Origin of the sequence: Stenotrophomonas maltophilia, from assembly GCF_006974125.1 — a bacterium.
Lineage (GTDB): Bacteria > Pseudomonadota > Gammaproteobacteria > Xanthomonadales > Xanthomonadaceae > Stenotrophomonas > Stenotrophomonas maltophilia_O.
Map to the genome: position 1 here is coordinate 1,323,235 of NZ_CP037858.1, position 22,044 is coordinate 1,345,278.

The 22,044-nt window shown below is 66.7% G+C and carries 19 protein-coding genes and 1 riboswitch; of the genes, 10 read left to right on the forward strand and 9 right to left on the reverse strand.

Annotation, left to right across the window (positions count from 1 at the left end):
• The first annotated feature begins 6 nt into the window (after nt 1-6).
• Complete coding sequence (locus EZ304_RS06090; protein ID WP_005410672.1) at nt 7-579, forward strand: cytochrome b; 573 nt, start codon at nt 7-9, stop codon at nt 577-579.
• A gap of 3 nt (nt 580-582) precedes the next feature.
• Nucleotides 583-1,155 (forward strand): YceI family protein, encoded by a 573-nt coding sequence (locus EZ304_RS06095; RefSeq protein WP_006384701.1) that lies wholly within the window; start codon nt 583-585, stop codon nt 1,153-1,155.
• 71 nt (nt 1,156-1,226) lie between these two features.
• Here EZ304_RS06095 and EZ304_RS06100 read toward each other — a convergent pair whose 3' ends face one another.
• Complete coding sequence (locus EZ304_RS06100) at nt 1,227-1,457, reverse strand: glutaredoxin family protein (protein WP_024956919.1); 231 nt, start codon at nt 1,455-1,457, stop codon at nt 1,227-1,229.
• A gap of 100 nt (nt 1,458-1,557) precedes the next feature.
• On the opposite strand from EZ304_RS06100, the gene EZ304_RS06105 reads away from it, so the two are divergent.
• Nucleotides 1,558-2,940, forward strand: coding sequence for an L-serine ammonia-lyase (locus EZ304_RS06105; RefSeq protein WP_014038149.1), 1,383 nt, complete (start codon nt 1,558-1,560; stop codon nt 2,938-2,940).
• Between the two features lie 93 nt (nt 2,941-3,033).
• Nucleotides 3,034-4,029 (forward strand): alpha/beta fold hydrolase, encoded by a 996-nt coding sequence (locus EZ304_RS06110; protein ID WP_142806562.1) that lies wholly within the window; start codon nt 3,034-3,036, stop codon nt 4,027-4,029.
• 76 nt (nt 4,030-4,105) lie between these two features.
• On the opposite strand, the gene EZ304_RS06115 is transcribed toward EZ304_RS06110, so the two are convergent.
• From EZ304_RS06115 to metX, 3 genes are read right to left on the reverse strand one after another with little or no spacing between them, the layout of a single operon-like run.
• Nucleotides 4,106-5,173, reverse strand: a complete 1,068-nt coding sequence (locus EZ304_RS06115; RefSeq protein WP_099555291.1) for a homoserine dehydrogenase — start codon at nt 5,171-5,173, stop codon at nt 4,106-4,108.
• A complete protein-coding gene (locus EZ304_RS06120) occupies nt 5,170-6,405 on the reverse strand; it encodes an O-succinylhomoserine (thiol)-lyase (protein ID WP_142806563.1) in 1,236 nt (411 codons plus the stop codon). Before EZ304_RS06120 ends, EZ304_RS06115 begins: the two co-directional genes overlap by 4 nt.
• Nucleotides 6,402-7,433 carry a homoserine O-succinyltransferase MetX gene (gene metX / locus EZ304_RS06125; RefSeq protein ID WP_099555287.1) on the reverse strand — a complete coding sequence of 344 codons (1,032 nt, stop codon included), beginning with the start codon at nt 7,431-7,433 and terminating at the stop codon, nt 6,402-6,404. The genes EZ304_RS06120 and metX overlap by 4 nt, the downstream gene beginning before the upstream one ends.
• Before the next feature lie 77 nt (nt 7,434-7,510).
• Nucleotides 7,511-7,629, reverse strand: a riboswitch (SAM riboswitch).
• 148 nt (nt 7,630-7,777) lie between these two features.
• On the opposite strand from metX, the gene EZ304_RS06130 reads away from it, so the two are divergent.
• The 4 genes from EZ304_RS06130 (at nt 7,778) to EZ304_RS06145 (ending at nt 13,215) form a co-directional block, all read left to right on the forward strand.
• Nucleotides 7,778-8,674 carry a M23 family metallopeptidase gene (locus EZ304_RS06130; RefSeq protein ID WP_099555285.1) on the forward strand — a complete coding sequence of 299 codons (897 nt, stop codon included), beginning with the start codon at nt 7,778-7,780 and terminating at the stop codon, nt 8,672-8,674.
• Between the two features lie 66 nt (nt 8,675-8,740).
• Entirely contained in the window at nt 8,741-10,345 is a 1,605-nt protein-coding gene (locus EZ304_RS06135; protein ID WP_106551018.1) for a peptide chain release factor 3, read from the forward strand.
• Between the two features lie 177 nt (nt 10,346-10,522).
• Nucleotides 10,523-11,161: a PAQR family membrane homeostasis protein TrhA gene (gene trhA / locus EZ304_RS06140; RefSeq protein ID WP_010482744.1), complete on the forward strand. Its 639-nt coding sequence runs from the start codon at nt 10,523-10,525 to the stop codon at nt 11,159-11,161.
• An 86-nt stretch (nt 11,162-11,247) separates the two neighbouring features.
• On the forward strand, nt 11,248-13,215 hold the full coding sequence (locus EZ304_RS06145; RefSeq protein ID WP_142806564.1) for an AsmA family protein: 1,968 nt from the start codon (nt 11,248-11,250) through the stop codon (nt 13,213-13,215).
• A 572-nt stretch (nt 13,216-13,787) separates the two neighbouring features.
• On the opposite strand, the gene EZ304_RS06150 is transcribed toward EZ304_RS06145, so the two are convergent.
• From EZ304_RS06150 to mtgA, 3 genes are read right to left on the reverse strand one after another with little or no spacing between them, the layout of a single operon-like run.
• Nucleotides 13,788-14,219 (reverse strand): CBS domain-containing protein, encoded by a 432-nt coding sequence (locus tag EZ304_RS06150; RefSeq protein ID WP_012511858.1) that lies wholly within the window; start codon nt 14,217-14,219, stop codon nt 13,788-13,790.
• Nucleotides 14,179-15,198 (reverse strand): glycosyltransferase family 2 protein, encoded by a 1,020-nt coding sequence (locus tag EZ304_RS06155; RefSeq protein ID WP_142806565.1) that lies wholly within the window; start codon nt 15,196-15,198, stop codon nt 14,179-14,181. Before EZ304_RS06155 ends, EZ304_RS06150 begins: the two co-directional genes overlap by 41 nt.
• Nucleotides 15,199-15,244: 46 nt before the next feature.
• Nucleotides 15,245-15,994, reverse strand: coding sequence for a monofunctional biosynthetic peptidoglycan transglycosylase (gene mtgA / locus EZ304_RS06160; protein ID WP_142806566.1), 750 nt, complete (start codon nt 15,992-15,994; stop codon nt 15,245-15,247).
• Nucleotides 15,995-16,071: 77 nt separating this feature from the next.
• Between mtgA and EZ304_RS06165 the strand changes: the two genes are divergently transcribed.
• Entirely contained in the window at nt 16,072-16,965 is an 894-nt protein-coding gene (locus EZ304_RS06165; protein WP_099555274.1) for an Hsp33 family molecular chaperone HslO, read from the forward strand.
• 149 nt (nt 16,966-17,114) lie between these two features.
• Nucleotides 17,115-17,927 (forward strand): hypothetical protein, encoded by an 813-nt coding sequence (locus EZ304_RS06170; protein WP_024956328.1) that lies wholly within the window; start codon nt 17,115-17,117, stop codon nt 17,925-17,927.
• Nucleotides 17,928-18,115: 188 nt separating this feature from the next.
• Here the strand turns inward: EZ304_RS06170 and EZ304_RS06175 are convergent, their stop codons facing one another.
• Both EZ304_RS06175 and EZ304_RS06180 read right to left on the reverse strand, forming a co-directional pair.
• Nucleotides 18,116-21,073, reverse strand: a complete 2,958-nt coding sequence (locus EZ304_RS06175) for a TonB-dependent receptor domain-containing protein (RefSeq protein ID WP_142806567.1) — start codon at nt 21,071-21,073, stop codon at nt 18,116-18,118.
• A gap of 231 nt (nt 21,074-21,304) precedes the next feature.
• Nucleotides 21,305-21,904 (reverse strand): TetR/AcrR family transcriptional regulator, encoded by a 600-nt coding sequence (locus EZ304_RS06180; RefSeq protein WP_005410690.1) that lies wholly within the window; start codon nt 21,902-21,904, stop codon nt 21,305-21,307.
• Nucleotides 21,905-22,044: the final 140 nt, after the last annotated feature.

Consider the following 22,044-nt stretch of genomic DNA (forward strand, 5'->3'; position numbering starts at 1 on the left):
CCCTTCATGACCGCCAAGAACACCCCCGCCGCCTGGGGGAGTGTCAGCCAGATCCTGCATTGGTTGATCGCACTGCTGATCCTCGCCCTCGGCGTGGTCGGCCTGACCATGGGTGAACTGCCCAAGACGCCCAAGTACTTCTGGGTCTACACCGCGCACAAATCGATCGGCATCACCGTGCTTGCGCTGGTACTGTTCCGCCTCGGCTGGCGCCTGTATGCCGGCGCGCCCAAGCCGGTGCCGGGCGTGCCCAGCTGGCAGGAACGCATCGCCAGCGCCACCCACGTGCTGCTGTATGTGCTGATGTTCGCCATCCCGCTGTCGGGCTGGCTGTACGACTCGGCCAGCGGCCTGCGCCCGTTCCGCTGGTTCGGTCTGGTCGACGTGCCCAAGCTGAGCGGTCCCGACCCGCAGGTTGTCGCGGTATCGCATGCCATCCACGAATACGGCTTCTGGCTGTTGATCGCGGTGGTGCTGGCCCATGCCGGCGCTGCCTTCTACCACCACCTGTTCCAGCGCGATGCGACCTTGTCCCGCATGTTGCCGCGCGGCTGGCTTGCCTCCCCTCAGAAGGACTGACCGATGAACCTGAAACTGACCACTCCGGCCGCCGTGGCCGCCGCCCTGGCCGGCATGCTGGCCACCGCCCCGGTGCTCGCCGCCGACTACGCGCAGGCCCCCGGCGCCGGCTCGATCCTGGTGTTCGCCACCAAGTACGACGGCGAAGTGTTCACCGGCAGCTTCCCGGGCTTTGCCACCAAGCTCAGCTTCGACCCGGCCAATCCGGCCGCCGGTTCGCTGGACGTGGTGATCCCGCTGGCCGGTGCCAAGAGCGGCAACAGCGACCGTGACTCGACCCTGCAGACCGCCGACTTCTTCAATGTTGGCAAGTTCGCCACCGCACGCTACACCGCCAAGGGCTTCCGCGCGGTGGGCAATGACCAGTTCGCCGCCGATGGCACACTGGAACTGCGAGGCGTCAGCAAGCCGGTCACCCTCACCTTCACCTGGAAGCCGGGCACCCAGCCGGTGCTGACCGGCAAGGCCACGGTCAAGCGCCTGGACTTCGGCGTCGGCGGCGGCGACTGGGCCGACACCAAGACCATCCCGGACGAAACCGCGATCAGCACGATCGTGAAGTTCGACGCGAAATAAATCGCCTCTGGTAGTGCCGGCCGCTGGCCGGCATCACCGGGCATGGCGGGGTTGCCGGCCAGCGGCCGGCACTACCGATCGACGGCCAGCCAGGCCTGAACCGTGGCCGCGTCGAACGGCCAGTCCAGCTCACGACCGCCGGTCTCGTCACGCAGCACCGGCACCCGTGCGCCGTAGCGCGCTTCCAGCGCCGGCTGATCGTCCAGGAACACCGATTCGAATTCCGGCGCCCGCGCCTTGGCCAGCTCGGCCAGGGCCATGTCGCACAGATGGCAGTCGTCGCGCTGGAACAGGGTCAACACCGGTTTTGCTCCCTCTGCCGAAATGCTGCGCCGCAGCCATGGAAGTGCGGCATGAACCGCTAGAATAGCGATCTCCTCCGGTACCCGCAGTACGGCAACCATGGCTGTCAGCACGTTCGACGTTTTCAAGATCGGCATTGGCCCGAGCTCCTCGCACACCGTCGGGCCGATGAAGGCCGCCGAGCGATTCATCCATCGCTGGCTGCTCGACCCGGGCCGCCTGCACGAGGTCGCGCGCATCCGCGCCGATGTCTATGGCTCGCTGGCCTTGACCGGCCGCGGCCATGGCACCGACAAGGCGATCCTGCTGGGCCTGGAAGGCCAGCGGCCGAACCTGATCGACCCGGACATCATCCCGGCCACGCTGGAGCGCATCCGCAGCAGCAAGCGCATCCAGCTGATGGGCCAGCATGAGATCGCCTTCGACGAGAAGCGCGACCTCGGCATGAACAAGCGCCAGAAGCTGCCGTACCACACCAACGGCATGCGTTTCACCGCGTACAACGCCGACGACGAAGTGATCGCCACCCGCGATTACTACTCGGTCGGTGGCGGCTTCGTGGTCAACCAGGACGACGCGGCCGATGACCGCATCGTGCCCGATGAAACCCCGCTGCCCTACCCGTTCAAGAGCGGCGACGAACTGCTGGCACAGACCGCACGCAGCGGCCTGAGCATTGCCCAGCTGATGTTCGAGAACGAAAAGTGCTGGCGCAGCGAAGACGAGATCCGCGCCAACCTGCGCGAGATCTGGAGCGCGATGCAGTCATGCGTCACCCGCGGCATCCGCGAGGAGGGCGTGCTGCCGGGTGGCCTGAAGGTGGGCCGCCGTGCACCGGCGCTGTACCGCGAGCTGTCGTCGAAGCCGGAAGCGGCGATGCGCGATCCGCTGACCACGCTGGACTGGGTCAATCTGTACGCGCTGGCGGTGAACGAGGAAAACGCGGCCGGTGGCCGCGTGGTCACCGCGCCGACCAACGGTGCGGCCGGCGTGCTGCCGGCGGTGCTGCACTACTTCGATCGCTTCTGCCCGGGTGCCAACGAACAGCGCGTATTCGACTTCCTGCTGACCTCGGCAGCGATCGGCATCCTGTACAAGGAAAACGCCTCGATCTCCGGCGCCGAAGTGGGCTGCCAGGGTGAAGTGGGCGTGGCCTGCTCGATGGCGGCCGGCGGCCTGGTCGCGGCGCTGGGTGGCAATCCCAGCCAGATCGAGAACGCCGCGGAAATCGGCATGGAACACAACCTTGGCCTGACCTGCGACCCGATCGGTGGCCTGGTGCAGATCCCCTGCATCGAACGCAATGCGATGGGCGCGGTGAAGGCCATCAACGCCTCGCGCATGGCGATGCGTGGCGACGGCAAGCACAAGGTGTCGCTGGACAAGGTCATCAAGACCATGCGCGATACCGGCCGTGACATGCAGGACAAGTACAAGGAAACCAGCCGCGGTGGGCTGGCGGTGAACGTCATCGAGTGCTGAGGTGTCGAGCCGGGCCCATGCTCGGCTCTACATCGGACGACACCGTCACTGCGTTCCGGTTAGGCTCGGGGCTCCCCTACCCAGGACTGCCCCATGCGCGTGATCGCTGCCGCCCTGCTTGCCTGCCTTCCGCTGCCCGCCCTGGCCGCGCCCACTTACGGGCCGCGGCTTGAGGGCTTCGATTACGGCTATCCGGTAAAGACCTTCGCGCTGGAATCGCAGCGGCAGCCGCTGGAAATGGCCTACCTGGACATCGCGCCGAAGAAGACACCGGTCGGCGTCGTGGTGCTTCTGCATGGCAAGAATTTCTGTGCGGCCACCTGGAAGGAATCGATCAAGCCACTGATCGCAGCCGGCTACCGGGTGATTGCCCCGGACCAGGTGGGCTTCTGCAAGTCCAGCAAGCCCGAGCGCTACCAGTACTCGTTCGCGCAGCTGGCCGCCAACACCCATGCGTTGCTGCAGCAACTGCAGCTGGGTGATGTGCCGGTACACCTGGTAGGCCACTCCATGGGCGGCATGTTGGCGGTGCGCTACGCGCTGATGTACCCGCAGGACCTGCGCAGCCTGTCGCTGGTCAACCCGATCGGGCTGGAAGACTGGAAGGCACTTGGCGTGCCATGGCGCAGCGTGGATGCCTGGTATGCCGGCGAAATGAACATCAGCTATGACAGCATCCGGCGCTACCAGCTGGAGGTGTACTACGACGGCAAATGGAAGCCGGCCTACGAGCCGTGGGCACGCATGCAGTCGGGCATGTACGAAGGCCCGGGCAAGCAGGCCGTTGCCTGGAGCCAGGCGCTGGCCTCGGACATGGTGTTCAACCAGCCGGTGGTCTACGAACTCAAGAATGTGCAGGTGCCGACCACGTTGTTCATCGGCCAGAAGGACCGCACCGCGATCGGCCGCGACCTGGCGCCGCCGCAGGTGAAGGCGACGCTGGGCAACTACCCGGTGCTTGGCAAGGCTGCGGCCGCAGCGATTCCCGGCTCGAACCTGGTCGAGTTCGCCGACCTGGGGCATTCGCCGCAGGTGCAGGACCCGAAGCAGTTCAATGCGGCGTTGTTGAAGGCACTGAAGGGGCGTTGAGGTTCCCTGTCCGCCGGGCATGGCCCGGCGCTACCCGTGCCGATCCTGATAACGCCGGGCCATGCCCGGCGATCCATCAACCCACGATCCGCAACACATCATCCAGCAACGCGGCAGCGGTGACTTCCGCCCCCGCACCCGGCCCCTGGATCAACAGCGGCTGGCGACAGTAGCGATCACTGTGGATCGCCACGCGATTGTCGGTGCCCGCACCCTGCGCCAGCGGGTGATCCACAGGCAGCTCACGCAGGCCCACCTGCGCGCCATCGCCATCAACACGGCCAACGAAACGCAGCACGCGGCCGTTGTCGCGCGCCTGCTGCCAGCGCGCCTGCAGCGGCGCATCCAGTTGTTCCAACGCCGCCACGGCATCTTCCAGTGGCAGTGCTGCGAGCGCTTCAGGCACCAGCGAATCCACCTGCACCTGCGCGGCATCCAGCGCCAGCCCGCTGCTGCGGGCCAGGATCAGCAGCTTGCGCCGCACGTCCTCGCCGGAAAGGTCCAGGCGCGGATCGGGCTCTGTGTAGCCGGCAGCCAGCGCCTCGCGCACCGCCGCCGAGAACGGCGACTGGCCGTCATAACGATGGAACAGCCAGGCCAGCGAGCCGGACAGCACACCTTCGATGGCATGGATGTGATCGCCACCGGCCACCAGCGCACGCAGGCTGCTCAAAAGCGGCAGGCCGGCGCCGACCGTCGCGCTGTCGCCATAGCGTGCGCCACTGTCGGCACAGCTTTCCGCAATGGCCTGCGCGCGTGCCAGCTGCGCACCACGGCCCAGCTTGTTGGCGGTTACCACGTGCACGCCGCGCGCCAGCCACTGCACGTGACGCGCAGCCACATCCTCGCTGGCGGTGGCATCGACCACCACATCGCCGCGCTCGAGACCTTCGGTGCTGGCCCATGGCGGCGAATTCTGGCCATCACGCGGCGCACGCCGCGCCAGCTCCAGCGGCAACGCCAGGTCACGATCGATTTCCAGCGCAGTGCGTGAATTGGCCAGCCACTGCACGCTGGGCAGTTCCAGCCCACGCGCCCGCAATGCCTGGTAACGCTGCACGAAGGCCGAGCCGACCGTGCCGGTGCCGAGCAGCGCCAGGCGTCCCACGGCCAGCGCAGGAATTTCAGCGGCGAGCGCGCTCATGCATCCACCACCTGTTTGCGGCGCGCAGCCGCATCAATCACCACTTCGGCGCGCTGCAGCGCGGCGCCGAGATCGGCCAGCAGGTCACGCTCGGCCTCGATGCCGACCGACAGGCGCAGCAGGCCTTCGCTGATGCCGGCGGCGGCACGCGCTTCGGCGGTCATCGCCGCATGGGTCATGGTGGCCGGATGCGCGATCAGGCTTTCGACGCCGCCCAGCGATTCGGCCAGGGTGAAACAGTGCAGGCCATCGACAAAGGCACGCACTGCGGCATGCGGATCATCACCTTCGCAGTCGGCCAGTTCGAACGAAAGCATCGCGCCGAAACCACTCTGCTGGCGGGCGGCGATGGCGTGGCCCGGGTGATCGGCCAGACCCGGATAATAGACGCGGCCGACCGCCGGATGCTGGTCCAGCAATGCAACGATCGAAGTGGTGTTCTCCTGGTGCACGCGCAGGCGCGCATCCAGCGTGCGCAGGCCGCGCAGGGTCAGGAAGGCATCGAACGGGGAACCGGTCAGGCCCAGCGCGTTGCCCCACCATACCAGCTGCTCGTGCAATGCCGGATCGCGCGCGACCACCGCACCACCCACCACATCGCTGTGGCCGTTGATGTACTTGGTGGTGGAATGCAGCACCAGGTCCGCACCGAACGACAACGGCTGCTGCAGCGCCGGCGACAGGAACGTGTTGTCGACCACCACGAGGGCACCGGCCTTGTGCGCGGCATCGATGACAAAGCGCAGGTCGGTGATGCGCAGGAGTGGATTGGACGGGGTTTCCACCAGCAGCAGCTTCGGCTGGGTGGCCAGCGCCTGGGCCAGCGCGCGCGGATCGGTCAGGTCGGCGGTGACCAGCTCGAAGTGGCCCTTCTTTGCCAACGCATTGAACAGGCGCCAGCTGCCGCCATAGGCATCGTGTGGCACCACCAGGGTGTCACCCGGCTGCAGCAGTGCGTTCAGCACCAGGTTGATCGCGCCCATGCCGGTGGCGGTGATCACGCCGCCGGCGCCGCCTTCCAGCTCGGCCAGCGCTTCACCCAGCAGGTCGCGGGTCGGGTTGCCACTGCGCGTGTAGTCGTACTGGCGCTTGTTGCCGAAGCCTTCAAAGCTGAAGTTCGACGACAGCACGATCGGCGGCGTGACCGCGCCATGCGCGGTGTCCCGATCGATGCCGGCACGGACGGCGGCAGTGGTGCGGCTACAGGACGGCTCGTTGGCGTGCAGGCTCATGCGGACTCTCCAGAGGTGCGGAAGGCGGTGGCGAGGATCGCGTCGATGCGATCGGTTTCTTTGAGGAAGGCGTCGTGGCCGTAGGGCGAGCGCAGCACGCGCAGGCTGCCGCGGGGGCCCAGCCCTTCGACCAGGCCGACCAGGTCGGCCAGCGGCACCAGGCGGTCACCTTCCACGGCCACCACCACGGTCGGCGGCAGGATGGCGGCGGGGTCGACGCGGTGCAGGTCGATCGATTCGGACAGGCGCAGATAGGCGGTCACCGGTGTGCGCGCGACGTACTGCGCGCCGGCGGCGTCGAGATAGTCTTCGGCGGCGACGCGCACGCGGCCGTTGATCACTTCCGGTGCGGCGTCGAAGCGCTCGCCGAATTCTTCCGGGGTGCGGTAGCTGAGCATGGCGAACTGCCGTGCCAGCGCCAGGCCGTGGTCTTCGCCGCACTGCAGTTGGCCAAGGGCGACGGCGCGGCGCTGCAGTGCGCGCCAGGCCGCTGCATACGGGTGCGGGCGATGCGCACCGCTGGCCAGCACAAGCTGGCGCACGCGGGCGCGATGACGGATCGCGAACTGTTGGCCGACCAGCGCGCCATACGAATAGCCAACGAAGGCCTTCAGCGTGCGGATACCCAGATGATCCAGCAGCAATGCCAACGCATCGGCCTGGTCGGCGGTATCGATCGGCACGTCCAGCGCACCATCGGCCCCGATGAAGTCGAACGCCAGCACGCGCAGCTGCTGCGGATCCAGGGTGCGACCACTGCCGACCAGGTCTTCGGCCCAGCCCTTCTCGCTGAACTGTGTGTTGGAGGCCACATGGCGATGCGCGGAAATGCCGCCGGCCAGTACCACAACCGGCGCGTTGGCCGGACCGACCCACTCATAGCGCAGGCGCACCGGGCTGGGGCCGGCATGACGCATCGACAGCACCGCGGCGAACTCACCGCGCTCGGCATGCACGTGGTCTTCGACCGGCACGCTGACGGGGACAAAGGGTTCGGGGCGAACGGCGGTACTGGCGGCGAAGCTCATGGCGGGATCCGGTTGGGGAATCGGCCATCGAGCCTTCGCGGGGCTCGCGTTCGAGATGCACGTGCAGTGCATGGTTCGAACCATCTTTCGGTGGACGCCACGGTCCCCGCAGGATTTGGCACCTACGCGGACGCTTTCGCATCCGCGGGCTGCCCCGGCTTCAAAGGGCCTGTCCCTCTGCCGGTCTCGATGGTGACGCCACGATGCCAGCCCTTCCGGGCACTGTCAATCCCTTCATGCGGATAAAGCGATGAATATTTTCAGGTCAGGTATGCGAGAGGCGTCGCGGTCGCTCCGTTCAGGATCGGGTACAGTCCCGGCGGTCCATTTTTCTGAATCCGCTGATGCCACGCCTGCCCTTGACCTGCCTGCTCCTGCCGCTGCTGGCCAGTACTTCCGCCGGCGCCAGCGACTGGCGCCAGGGCTGGGGAATGCTGCCGAAGGCGTCCACCACCTCCAGCGCCGACGCGGGGGCCGGGGCCGCGAAGGAGGCCCTTCCGATGGCCCAGCTGCGCCTGCAGCCGATCGGCGAACAGTGGCAGGCCCGGATCGACAACACCCTGGCCGGGCCGCTGCAGATCGAACTGCGCGCGGCCCCCGGGCACCCGGTCGACGGCTTGCCGGTGCAGTCACTGATACAGGGCGACAGCAGCCTGGTGGTCGGTCACCTCCCCGCGCCGGTCAACGGCCGGATGCTGGACCTGCGCCTGCAGTCGGTACCGGGCAACCCCGCCGCACAGGCCGAGGATGTGGCCTACCGCCTGCCCTTCGATGATGCGCGCCCGCGCGTGGATCAAGCGCCGCAGGGCCGGTTCAGCCACGACGACGAGGAGAACCGCGATGCGGTCGACTTCGCGCTGCCTGAAGGTACGTTGGTGCTGGCCGCACGCGAGGGCACGGTGATGCAGATCCAGGATGGCTTCCGTGGCAACGGCCAGGACCGCGAACGCGATGGTGCCCGCGCCAATTTCATCCGCGTGCTGCACAGTGACGGCAGCATGGCCCTGTACGGCCACCTGCAGGCGGGCGGCATGCGCGTGCGCCGTGGCCAGGCGGTGGGAGCCGGGCAACCCCTCGGCCTGTCCGGCAACAGTGGCTACAGCAGCGCCCCACATCTGCACTTCGTGGTACAGGTCAACCGCGGCATGGGCCTGCGCTCGGTACCGGTGCGCATCTTCACCGGCCAGGGCCAGCTGCAGTTCGCCCGCCAGGGCGAGGCCGACGGTGGCACCGGGCGCTGACCGGCCCCGGCCGGTATAATCGGGCGCTTATCTCTTTGAAAAGCGCCCCGGGCGGGCGCCACTGCCATGTCCGAAGTCGCCAACGAAGCGTCGCGTCGCCGCACCTTCGCCATCATCTCCCACCCTGACGCCGGCAAGACCACGCTGACCGAAAAGCTGCTGCTGTTCGGCGGCGCGATCCAGATGGCCGGTTCGGTGAAGGGCCGCAAGGCTGCCCGCCACGCCACCTCCGACTGGATGGCGCTGGAAAAGGAGCGCGGCATCTCCGTCACCTCCTCGGTGATGCAGTTCCCGTACGAAGGCAAGATCGTCAACCTGCTCGACACCCCCGGCCACGCCGACTTCGGTGAGGACACCTACCGCGTGCTGACCGCGGTGGACTCGGCGCTGATGGTGATCGACGTGGCCAAGGGCGTGGAAGAGCGCACCATCAAGCTGATGGAAGTGTGCCGCCTGCGCGACACCCCGATCATGACCTTCATCAACAAGCTCGACCGCGAGGGCAAGGACCCGATCGAGCTGCTGGATGAAGTGGAAACCGTGCTCGGCATCCAGTGCGCGCCGGTGACCTGGCCGATCGGCATGGGCCAGCGCCTGAAGGGCGTGGTCCACCTGCTGACCGGGGAAGTACACCTGTACGAGCCGGGCCGCAACTTCACCCGCCAGGACTCGACCATCTTCCCGTCCATCGATGCCCCCGGCCTGGCCGAGAAGATCGGTGCACAGATGCTGGCCGACCTGCGTGACGAACTGGAACTGGTGCAGGGCGCCAGCCACCCGTTCGACCTGGAGGCCTACCGCGCCGGCAAGCAGACCCCGGTGTTCTTCGGCTCGGGCGTGAACAACTTCGGCGTGCAGCCGCTGCTGGACTTCTTCGTCGAGCATGCACCGTCGCCGCAGGCACGCTCCACCACCGGCCGAGAGATCGCCCCGGAAGAGAACAAGCTGACCGGCTTCGTGTTCAAGATCCAGGCCAACATGGACCCGCAGCACCGTGACCGCGTGGCGTTCATGCGCGTCTGCTCGGGCCGTTTCAGCGCCGGCATGAAGACCTTCCACGTGCGCACCGGCAAGGAAATGAAGCTGGCCAACGCCCTGACCTTCATGGCCAGCGATCGTGAAATCGCCGCCGAAGCCTGGCCGGGCGATGTGATCGGCATCCACAACCACGGCACCATTTCCATCGGCGATACCTTCACCGAGGGTGAAGCGGTCACCTTCACCGGCATTCCGAACTTCGCCCCGGAACTGTTCCGTCGCGCGCGCCTGCGCGATCCGCTCAAGCTCAAGCAGCTGCAGAAGGGCCTGGCCCAGCTGTCCGAAGAGGGCGCAACCCAGTTCTTCCGCCCGCTGACCAGCAACGACCTGATCCTCGGTGCCGTCGGCGTGCTGCAGTTCGACGTGGCGGCCTATCGCCTGAAGGACGAGTACGGTGTGGAAGCCACCTTCGAGCCGGTCAGCGTGACCACCGCGCGTTGGGTCCACTGCAGCAACGAGAAGAAGCTGGAAGAGTTCCGCGAGAAGAATGCGCTGAACCTGGCACTGGATGCAGCCGGCCACCTGGTCTACCTGGCCCCGACCCGGGTCAACCTGCAGCTGGCGCAGGAACGCTCACCGGACGTGCGCTTCTCGGCCACCCGCGAAGCGGCGCATACCGTTTCGGCAGGCTGATGACACGGGGTCGGATCCCTTTCCGGCAGGAAAGGGCTCTGACCCCGGCAGTCGCAGGCGGTTCATCCCCGCAACAGAGGAATTCACCGACCATACGGTGACGGGCGTGCACACACCGCCCATCGCGGCGATGATAGGGGGGTGCGGGTCCCCCTCCCCGCGAACGATGCCTACGCCATGTCCACGACTTCCGTTGCTTCGATCCGCGAAGAAATCGCCAGCGCCCTGACCCACGGCCTCGGTGCTGTGCTCGCCCTGGGCGCCGGTGCAGTACTGATCACCCTGGCCGCCATCTACAGCGATGGCTGGCAGCTGGCGGGCGCGATCGTGTTCGGCATTGCGCTTCTGCTGCTGTACACCGCTTCCACCCTGTACCACGCCATCCAGCACCCGGTCGCCAAGGGCCGGCTGAAGGTGTTCGACCACTGCGCGATCTACGTACTGATCGCCGGCACCTATACCCCGTTCACCCTGATCGGCCTGCGCGGCCCGTGGGGTTGGGGCCTGTTCGCCGCAATCTGGACCCTGGCCCTGGCCGGGGTGGTGTTCAAGCTGTTCTACACCGGCCGCTTCAAGGCGCTTTCCACCGGCATCTACATCGCCATGGGCTGGCTGGTGATCGTGGCGATCAAGCCGATGCTGGCCTCGATCGACGGCTGGACCCTGGGCTGGCTGCTGGCCGGCGGCCTGTCGTACACGCTGGGCACCTACTTCTATCACCGCGAATCGATCCCCTATTCGCACGCGATCTGGCACCTGTTCGTGATCGGCGGCAGCGTCTGCCACTTCGTCGCGGTGACCATGCAGGTGCTGTAACACGGACCAGCGCACCGCATGTGCACATGATGCACATGGACGCTTCGCGCCCCGTCCACGATGAGGGGGCAACCATGGCGGCGTGAATGCTGCCACGTCCCCTGCCGCGCCTCGTACTTCGCGCTGGCTGCGCCCCCCCGGGCCCGCGCGGCCGGCGCTGGCTGGCCGTACTGATTTTCCTGCTGGCCGCGCTGCTGGTGCTGATCGCGCTGTGGGACTGGAACTGGTTCAAGGGGCCGGTCGAGCGCGCGGTGCAGGCACGCACCGGCCGTGCGCTGCACATCGGCCACCTGGATGTCGACCTCGGCCGCACCAGCACGATCCGTGCAGATGCGATCACCTTCGCCAACGCCGGTTGGGCCAAGCAGCCGAACATGGCCACGGCCGACCGCGTCGAGATCGACGTGCGGGTGTGGCCCCTGCTGCGTGGCAGCGTGCAGCTGCCGGAAGTGCGCCTGACCCGACCGGACGTGCTGCTGGAAACCGCGCCGCGCAAGGGCGAACCGGGCAACTGGGACTTCCTCGGTGACAGCGCTGGCGGCACAGGCCCACAGCTCAAACGCCTGCGCATCGACGACGGTCGGCTGCAGTTCCTCGATGCACTGGGCCGCACCGACATCCGTGTGGGCGTGCGCAGCGGCCAGCCGAAACAGGCCGATGCCTCGCCGCCGCTGCTGGTGCAGGGCAAGGGCCATTGGCAGGGCAACCCGTTCACGCTGCAGGGCGGAACCGAATCACCGCTGGAGCTGACCGACAGCGACCACCCGTTCCGCATCCACCTCGACGGTCGTGCCGGCGCTACCCACGCGGTGGCCAGTGGCACGCTGACCAATCCATTCCAGCTGCGGGTGTTCGACCTGCAGTTCGCGCTCAGCGGACAGGACCTGTCGGACCTGTACCCGCTGCTTGGCATTGCCATTCCGCCGTCGCCGCCCTATGCGTTGAACGGCCGGCTCAAGCGCGACCACAACATCTGGCACTACGACGCCTTCACCGGCAAGGTCGGCGACAGCGACCTCGGTGGCGACCTGCAGTTCGAGGTGGGACGCGACCGTCCAAGGCTGACCGCAACGCTGGAGTCCAAGCGCCTGGACTTCGATGACCTGGCCGGCTTCATCGGAGCGCCGCCGAAGACCGGCGGCGGCGAAACCGCGAATGCGGAACAGAAGGCGCAGGCCACCCGTGTCGCCGCCAGCAGCCGGGTATTGCCCGACACGCCCTACAACCTGGGCAAGCTGCGCGCGATGGACGCCGACGTGCGCTGGAAGGCGCACCGCATCAACGCACCCTCGTTGCCGCTGGACGACATGGACGCGCACCTGCTGCTGGATGACGGCGTGCTGCGGCTGGACCCGCTGAACTTCGGCGTGGCCGGCGGCGATATCCGCAGCACGATCCACATGGATGCACGCCAAGCGCAGATCCGCACCGCGTTGAAGGCCAGCGTGCGCGGCGTGCAGCTGGGCCAACTGTTCCCGGACGCGAAGTTGGCCGAGCAGGCCAAGGGCGGCATCGGCGGCGAAGTGGACCTGAGCGGCCGCGGCAACTCGATCGCCGCCATGCTCGGCAGCAGCAGCGGCAAGGTCGGCCTGGCGATGGGCCGTGGCCATGTCGGCAACCTGGTGATGGAACTGGCCGGCCTGGACATCACCGAGTCGCTGAAATTCCTGGTGACCGGCGACAAGCAGATTCCCCTGCGCTGCGCCTTCGCCGACTTCGGCGTGCGCGACGGCCTGATGACCAGCCAGGCACTGGCGGTGGATACCACCGATACGATCCTCATCGGCGAAGGCACGGTCAGCCTGCGCGATGAGACCCTGGACCTGCTGTTGAAGCCACGCCCCAAGGACAAGAGCATCCTGGTGCTGCGCTCGCCACTGCACATCGCCGGCACCTTCAAAGCCCCGTCGTTCCGCCCGGACTTCAAGGCGCTGGGCATTCGAGGCGCAGTGGCATTGGCGCTGGGCAGCATTGCCCCGCCGGCGGCATTGCTGGCAACGATCGAGCTGGGGCCGGGCAAGGATGCCGACTGCGGTGGGCAGTATGCGAAGTAGGTTTACAGCGTTGTTCGCGGCGCCTGCATTGATCGCGGCTAGAGGGGGACGGGTGACGCAGGCAGGACACGCCGCAAGTACGTCCCTGTAGGCTCGATGGCACCTTGCTCGTGTGCGCTGTCCTGCGCACACGGCAAGACCAGGGTTGGGCGTCCTGCCCAACCCGCCCTAGGCATGCCTCGGGCCCATGGCGCCAACGGTCCTGCCTGCGTCACCCGCCCCCCTCCCGATAGTTTTCTGCGCGCGCGGAACGAGAGCGGAAATTCAAAGTCAAAAGAAAAAAGCAAATTCAAAAGCTGTTGCCAACCAAGGTTGGCAGCTACCAAAGGCAGTCAACCGCCGCTGCAACCCACCGCACTCGCGGGACGAGTCCAGAGGCGGAGGGCATGGCCGTGCAGGACCGTTGGCGCCATGGATGGCGCCATCGAGCCCCCATGGATGGGTTTACGGCGCGTCCTGCACGGCCATGCCCTCCGCCTCCCCCCGCATCAGGAAGGCGCTGCTTTGGCTTTGGCCTTTGGCTCTGGCTTCGAAAAGCGGGCCGGCGGGCCGCAGGCCCGCCAGCGACACCCTCACCCGGCCACGATGTACTGCTGCAGCTGATCCAGTTCGCGCCGCTGCGCATCGATCACCGACTTCACCAGGTCACCGATCGAGATCACCCCCAGCACCTGGGCGCCCTCCACTACCGGCAGGTGGCGGATGCGGTAGTCGGTCACCAGCTGCAGGCAATGCTCCACCTGCTCGCCCGGCGACACCGTCACCACCTGCGCCGTCATGATCTCCGCCACCGCCGTATCGCGCGAAGAACGATCACGCAGCACGATCTTGCGCGCGTAATCACGCTCGGAAAGGATTCCGACCAGCCTCGGGCCGTCCATCACCAGCACCGCACCGATGCCCTTTTCCGCCATCAACCGGATCGCATCGATCACCGCCGCATCCGGCGCGACCGCATGTACTTCAGGAGACTTGCCGTCCAACAGTTGCCGTACCGTGGTCATCCGCCTGCCCTCCGAGGGTGGGTTGCAGGGCCGAGTCTGCCACGGACGATGCTAGCCACGCGTCAACCAGGTACAACGGCCGCTGCTTGGACTCTTCGTACAGCCGTCCCAGGTACTCGCCGATCAGGCCCAGCGCGATCAACTGCACCCCGCCCAGGAACAGGATCACCGCCATCATCGTCGGCCAGCCCGCCACCCGGTCGCCGTAAAGTGCGGCCTTGACGATCACCCACAGCCCGAACACGAAGGCCACCGCCGCGGTTGCCAGCCCCAGGTAGGTCGCCGCACGCAGTGGCACGGTCGAGAACCCGGTAATGCCTTCCAGGGCGAAGTTCCACAGCCGCCACAGGCTGAACTTGCTGGTGCCGGCCACGCGTGCGTGGCGGTGATAGGGCACCGCCACGCGCTTGAAGCCCACCCAGCTGAAAAGCCCCTTCATGAAACGGTGGCGCTCACGCATCTCGCGGAGCGCACTCAGCGCGCGTGGCGACAGCAGGCGGAAATCCCCGGTGTCGGCCGGGATCGGCGTACGCGAAAGGCGCCCCATCACGCGGTAGAAGATCGCCGCCGTGGCGCGCTTGATCCAGGCCTCGCCATCGCGCGCCAGGCGCGTGCCATAGACGTTGTCATGGCCCTCGCGCCAGCGCGCGATGAACTGCGGCACCAGTTCAGGCGGATCCTGGCCATCGGCGTCGAGGATCATCGCCGCACCTTCGCGCACCAGGTCCAGACCAGCGGTCAATGCCGCTTCCTTGCCGAAATTGCGCGACAGCTTGAGCGCGGAGACCCGCGCGTCGGCCTGGGCCAGGCGGGCGATCACCTCCCAGGTCCCGTCATGGCTGCCGTCGTCCACGTACAGGATGTGGCCGTCGATGTCGGGCAGCGCATCGAGCACCGTGCACAACCGCGGATGCAGCACCGGCAGTGCCAGGGCCTCGTTGTAGGCGGCGATGACGAAAGTGAGCCGTTCGCGGGTCATGCCCGGATTGTACGTTGCCGCCGCCCACAGATCAGGCGGCGCGCGCTCACTCTTCCGACAGGTACGCGGCCCCACCCAGCTGCCGTGCCTGGCGCTGGATCCAGGCGGCGCGCCGCTGCACGTACGGCCCGGGCTTTGCGGCGTTGTAGCGCCGTGGCGCCGGCAGCACCGCTGCCAGCCGCGCGCTCTCGGCCGGACTCAGCCGTGCCGCATCCTTGCCCCAGAACGTCTGCGCTGCCGCCTGCGCGCCATAGACACCGTCGCCGAACTCGGCAATGTTGGCGTACATCTCCAGGATGCGTTCCTTCGGCCACAGCGCTTCGATCAGCACCGTGTACCAGACTTCCAGGCCCTTGCGCACCCAGCTGCGCCCCTGCCACAGGAACAGGTTCTTGGCCACCTGCTGGCTGATCGTGCTGGCACCGCGCAGGCGCCCGCCCTTGGCATTGTGGTCGCGCGCCTTCTCGATCGCCTGCAGGTCGAAGCCGTTGTGGTCGGGGAAGCGCTGGTCCTCGGCCGCCACCAGCGAGATCGGCAGGCTCGGCGCCATCTGGTCAAGGTCGCGCCACTGGTAATGCAGACGATAGGACCAGTCCGCCTCGCCCAGCGCCTCTGCATGGCGCCACAGCATCACCGTGGACACCGGCGGGTCGATGAACCGCAGCACCAGGACCTGCAGGCAGCTGAAAGCCGCCAGCAGCACCGGCAGCCACAGCAGCCGTTTCCAGCGCCAGCGCCTGCGGCGCGGGCCTTCTGCGACGGCTTCCACCTTGTGCTGCTCTCCCCCTGCCCCCATTACTGGTGCATCCTTCTTCTATCTGGTTGTCGGCGCATTATCCGGCAACCGCCCCCGTTTACGCGCGATGTGAGCCGATGACCGCCAACCCCGATTCCCTGATCCGCTTCCTGCTCCCCGACGCTGGCGTCCGTGGCGTCCACGTGCGCCTGCAGGCCACCTGGCAGGAAATCCTGTCCCACGCCGAGTACCCGGATACCGCCGCCGAGCTGCTCGGCGAGGCCTGCGTGGCTTCGGCGCTGTTCACCGGCCACACCAAGATCGACGGACGCCTGTCGATCCAGCTGCGCAGCAGCACCGCCCTGCGCACCCTGTTCGCCGAGTGCACCGCCGCCGGTACCCTGCGCGGCATCGCCCAGCTCAGCGAAGGCGCCGACGCGCCGCGCGACCTGTCCAGCCTTGGCGATGACGCCCTGCTCGCGATCACCATCGAGAACCCGGGCCTGGACCCGCGTGAACCACAGCGCTACCAGAGCCTGGTCGGACTGACCGCACCGGAACTGGACGAAGCCTTCGAGGACTACTTCCGCCAGTCCGAGCAGCTGCCGACCCGCCTGCTGCTGGCCGCCGACCGCAATGGCGCCGCCGGCCTGCTGCTGCAGAAGCTGCCGGGCGACGAGGGCGACGAGGACGGCTGGGCACGCGCCAGCGCCCTGTTCGAGACCCTGGGCAAGGCCGAACTGCTGGCCACCCCGGCCGAGCAGCTGCTGCACCGCCTGTTCCACGAGGAGAAGCCGGCGCTGATGGGCGAAAAGCCGCTGTCCTTCGCCTGTTCGTGCTCGCGTGAGCGGGTCGCGTCGATGTTGCAGTCGCTGGGTGAGGACGAGGCCCGTGCCGCGGCTGCAGACACCGGCGCCGTCGAGGTCCGTTGCGAATTCTGCGGGCGGGAGTATCACTTTCCGTTGACGGAGTTCGGCATACTGTTCCACGGTGCCGAGGGGACCGTGCCGGCACCTGAACGGCTTCAGTAAACAGCTTGTCTTGCATCTGGGGGGATCAAGGCTTGTTAAGAATTCATAAACACCCTACGATCAAGTTCCCGTATCTGCGGGAACTTCCGTTGTCCTTTCCTGTCTGAACTGGTTCGATGCGTACCTTCCTGCGTCTACCGCTGGCCATGATGATCGCCCTTGGCGCGATCACGGGCGTGCATGCGCAGAGCAAGGACACCCGCACCGTGCTGCCGGTATGGAACAAGGGCAGCGGCAAGGTCGAGGCCCTGCTGTACCTGGAGCCGACCGGTGAACAGGCTGCCGGGGCGCGCTGGCATTTCGGCCGCAACTCGCTGGATGCGGCCTTTGGCCTGTCCTCCGGCGATTCGCTGGGCCTGCTCTGCAGCAGCAGCGGGACCAGCATGAGCGGCCTGGCCAGTCACTGCATGCTGGCCAGCCTCGGCGACGAGGACGACCTCAACAGCCGGCGCTTCACCGGCACCGCCGCGTTGAACCGTGGCAGCAGCCGCCTCGGCATCACCGCCGGAACCGGCCGTGAAACCCTGCCGGCATGGCTGGCAGGCCCGAACAAGACCCCTTCGCTGCGCGCCGAGCAGAATGACCTGACCGTGTTCGCGCAGAAGAACATCGGCCGCGAAGGCTTCGTTTCCATCGCCGGCACCTACGCCAAGGCCCGCCTGGTACCGCTGGCCGACGCTTCGCCGGCCATCGCCGACCGCTGGGACAGCAAGAGCCTGAGCATCGGCGCCGGCTACGGCAATTTCACCGGCAGCATCATCGGCCGCGTCATCGACGTGCCGGGCAAGCCCGGCAAGTGGGAAGGCCTGGGCATCGGCCTGACCTGGCGCACGCCGTGGTCCGGCCAGCTCACCGTGGGCGCCGAGAACGTGATCAGCCGCGGCAAGAATCCGTTCTCGCCACGCAACGAAAGCAACGACGACGGCACCGTGCCGTACGTGCGCTACGAGCAGGACCTCTAAAGGCCCTGGTCTCGTCGCAGCGGCAACGCTGCCGAACGCCCTCCCTTTTTCCATGGTGCCACCGCCACCAGCGTCGCGCTGCGCGCAGCTTCCGCTCGTGCGCCAGGCATGCATCGCCTTCGCGCCCATGAAAAAAGCCACGCCCCTTTCGGGGCGTGGCCATGTCACACGTACGGATTACGCCGCGATCAGAAGCGCTGGGTGTACTTCATGTACAGGAAGCGACCGATGTCGAAGCCACCGTAGTAGGAGACGTTCGCGCTCGGCTGGCTGTACATGGTCGGGCCCACGCGGCCGAACACGTTGTTGGCACCCACGGCCACGGTCGCATTCCACGGTGCGTTCCAGCGCAGCTGGACGTCGTTGAACACGGTCGCGCCACGCTGGTTGGTCGCGCTGCCCACCGCCACGCCCTGGTTGTTCGGCGAAGCGTAGTTCGGCAGGTTGCACTCTTCCGGGAACGTCACGGCACTCAGGCACGCTTCCTTCATGCCGGAGAAGTAACGGACGGTCCAGCTGGCGCCGAAGTCACCCATTTCCCAACCCAGGTTCAGGTTGGAACGCACGCGGAAGGCGTAGCCAGCCCAGCCCACGCCGGTGCGGGGGTTCGGGTGGGTGACCGCGTTCTTGGTGGTGACCAGGTCATCACGCGAGGTGTAGGTGCTGGTCCACTGCGCGCTGAAGTTGCCGAAACGATCGGTCGGCAGGCGGTAGCTGACATCCAGGTCGAAGCCTTCCACCTCGCGGTAGCCAGCGTTGATGCCGGTGCGCTTGAGGTTGTTGACGATGCCGGTCACCGGGTCACGCGTGAACGCCGAGCAGCGCGCCGCGATGTCGTTGACGTAGCAGTCGTTGAGGATCAGGTTGGCCGTGTCGGAGATGATGGTGTTCTCGACGCGGATTTCCCACCAGTCCAGCGACATGTTGAAGTTCTGGATGAAACCCGGGCTCCAGACGAAGCCCAGGGTCTTGGACGTCGAGGTTTCCGGGGTCAGCTGGTCGTTGGAGCCGGAGACGAAGGCCAGCGGGGTCTGCGACGATGCAGCGGTGGTCGGGGTGAAGCCCTGCTGCTGCTGGCGGAAGTTGTTGACGTTGACGCCGGCCGGCAGAGCGGCGGCGCAACGGGCACGCACCGCAGCGTTGGTGCGCGCCGCACCGTAGACCGAGTCGCACGGATCGGTGAAGAAGTCGAACGACTGCGAACCGCCGCTGTACAGGTCGGCGATGGTCGGGGCACGGAAACCTTCCGCCCAGGTACCGCGGATCAGCAGCGAGTCGATCGGCTTCCACTTGAAGCCGAACTTGCTGTTCAGCGTGGTGCCGAAGGTGTCGTAGTCCGAATGACGGGTGGCCGCGTTGAGGCTCAGCTCGCGGGCGCCCGGCAGGTCGGCCAGGATCGGCACGTTGAACTCGGCATAGACTTCGTCAACCTTGTAGCCACCACCGGTGGGGAAGTTGGCCAGGCCGGAGGTGTTGCCCGACTGCACCAGCGCGTCCGGGCTGAAGCTGCCCGTTTCCTTGCGGTGTTCGATACCCACGGCGAAGCCCAGGTCGCCGGCCGGCAGGGTGAACAGGCTGCCGGCCAGGTTGGCGGTGACGACCTTGGTGGTGGTCTCGGCGGTGGAGTGCGCGGACGGGAACAGCAGGTTCTGCAGGGCGGTATTGCCAGTCAATGCGCCATTGGCACCATTGCTCTGGATGCCGGCATGCAGGAACGGGTTGTACGGCACGCACTGGTTCAGCCCGATCGGGTTGGCCACGGTACCGCACTGCGCCACGCCGCTGCTGTTGATGAACGACGGACCCACCGCCGCACGCAGCGCGGTCAGGTTGAGATCGCCGGTGCTGGTCTGGACCAGCTTGTTGTTGTTGTACAGGTAGCCGACATCCCAGTCGAACAGGCGGTCAGAGAACTCGAAGCTGCCTTCCAGGCCGCCGCTGAAGCGGAAGGTGGTCAGCTCCGCACGGGTGTTGCGCGGCACTTCCGAAGTACGACGCCACCAGTTGGCGATGTCGGCGCCTAGCGGATTGAACACACTGTTGGCCGAAATCGGCGAACCAAAGGCCAGTGCGCCGTACGGATAGCCGGCGATCTGGCGGTTCGAATCGCGGAAGCTGTACAGCATGTTGGTGCGCAGGCGCACGTTGTCGGTCAGGTCGTAGATGCCATCGACGAACACTGCACGGCGTTCCTGCGGGGTACGCAGGTCGGTCTGCAGGTTGGTGTTGGTCTTGTCCTGGGTGGAGAAGCTGTTGACGTTCTGCGCGATGTAGTCGGCCTTGTTGTTCGCGTTGCCACCCTCACGCAGGATCACGCGCACTTCGCGGTTCGGGTTGGATGCACTGGCGGCCGGATAGGTGACGCCCGGCAGGCCATCGGCCGGACGGCTGACGAAGCCGCCGAACTCGCCGACGGTGGTCCAGCCGAAGTCCGGGTGGTTGGCGCTGCGCGGGAACGCACCGTACGGACGATCCGCCGCCCGCACCTTGTCTTCCTTGGCGTACTCGGCACCGATGGTCAGCGAACCGCGCTCACCCTTCACGCCCATGGTGAAGTCCATGGTGCGGGTGGCACCGTCGCCTTCACTGTACTGGCCGTAGTAGACGCTGCCGGTGGCGCCTTCGAAGTTGGTACGGGTGATGATGTTGATGACGCCGGCGATGGCATCGGAACCGTAGATCGACGAAGCGCCGTCCTTCAGCACTTCGATGCGCTCGATGGCCGAGACCGGCACGGTAGAGATGTCCTGCAGGCCACCGGTGGTGATGCCCAGGCGCTTGCCGTTCAGCAGCACCAGGGTGCGGGTGGCGCCCAGGTCACGCAGGCTGATGTAGGTGCCGCCGACGGCTTCGCCCGAGGACAGCGGCTGGGCACGGCTGATCGGCGGCGTACCCACGGCGCTGATGTTCTGCAGGATGTCAGCGACCGACGAGAAGCCCTGCTTCTCGATGTCGGCGCGGTTGAGGGTCAGGACCGGCTGGGCGGTTTCGACGTCGACGGTACGGATGCGCGAACCGGTGACCTCGATGCGGTCCAGGTTGGTGGCGGTCTGGGCAGACGCCACACCGATACCGGCAACGGATGCGGCGCTGGCGGCCAGCGCAACGCACACAGCATCGCGCAGCTTGTTGCTGTTCAACTTCATGGGCTCTCTCTCCATGGATCTTGGGTTGTGTGCTGAGTCCAACCGACGTACCCCAAAAGGGAGGCACAAAAAACGGCTGGTGACCCGATAGTAGCCACACTTGATCTGGAATTAAAGAGTCGTTAAGAAAACGCCCAAATCGCGTGAAACCGATCTCACTACGACATACGTTGGCGCATTGAAGTCGCCCTGCAAGGCGCATTCGGCACTTGCAGGGCGTCATTTTCCCATTCAGCTGGGAATGAGCGTCTCGATCAGATGCTCGACATAGGCCTCGAAATCCTCGCGGGCCTGCTTGGGTTGCTGCAGCTGCAGCGAAAGCTGCAGGAAGCCGACGTAGGCTGCATAGGCCAGGCGCGCGCGATGGCGTGCATCGGTGGAGCTGAGCCCGGCCTGGCGGAACGAAGCAACCAGGTAGTCGAGCCGGCGCTGCGACACGCGGTCGATCACAGGGCGCACCATCGGGTGGTCCAGCGCCTTCAGCAGTTCGCTGTAGATGATGTGCGGCTGCACTTCGTGCGCCACCATCTGGAACAGCTGGCGCAGGCGCACGCGCGGATCCGGCACATCCTCCAGGCTGCCGAACACCTGTTCCTGTTCGAACAGTTCCCAGCGTTCCAGCGCCGCCTGCAGCAGTGCATCACGCGAGGGGAAGTGCCAGTAGAAGCTGCCCTTGGTCACACCCAGGCGCCGCGCCAACGGTTCCACCGCGACGGCACCCACACCTTGTTCAGCAATCAGATCGAGAGCTGCCTGGGCCCAGTCTTCGGCACTCAGGCGGCTGTTGCGGCCGGCGCGCGGTTCGCCGGCGGAAGCGTCAGGTTGATTCATGGGCTGATTTAACCATACGCCGGGGTTCGTTGCAGTACGCGGTTGCGGCCGAAACCGTCGCGGCGCCCGCCAGGGCACCTGCCGCAGCGCACCATACCGTGCAGTATTGACTTCCCTCACAAGCGATCCATACTAGCAAG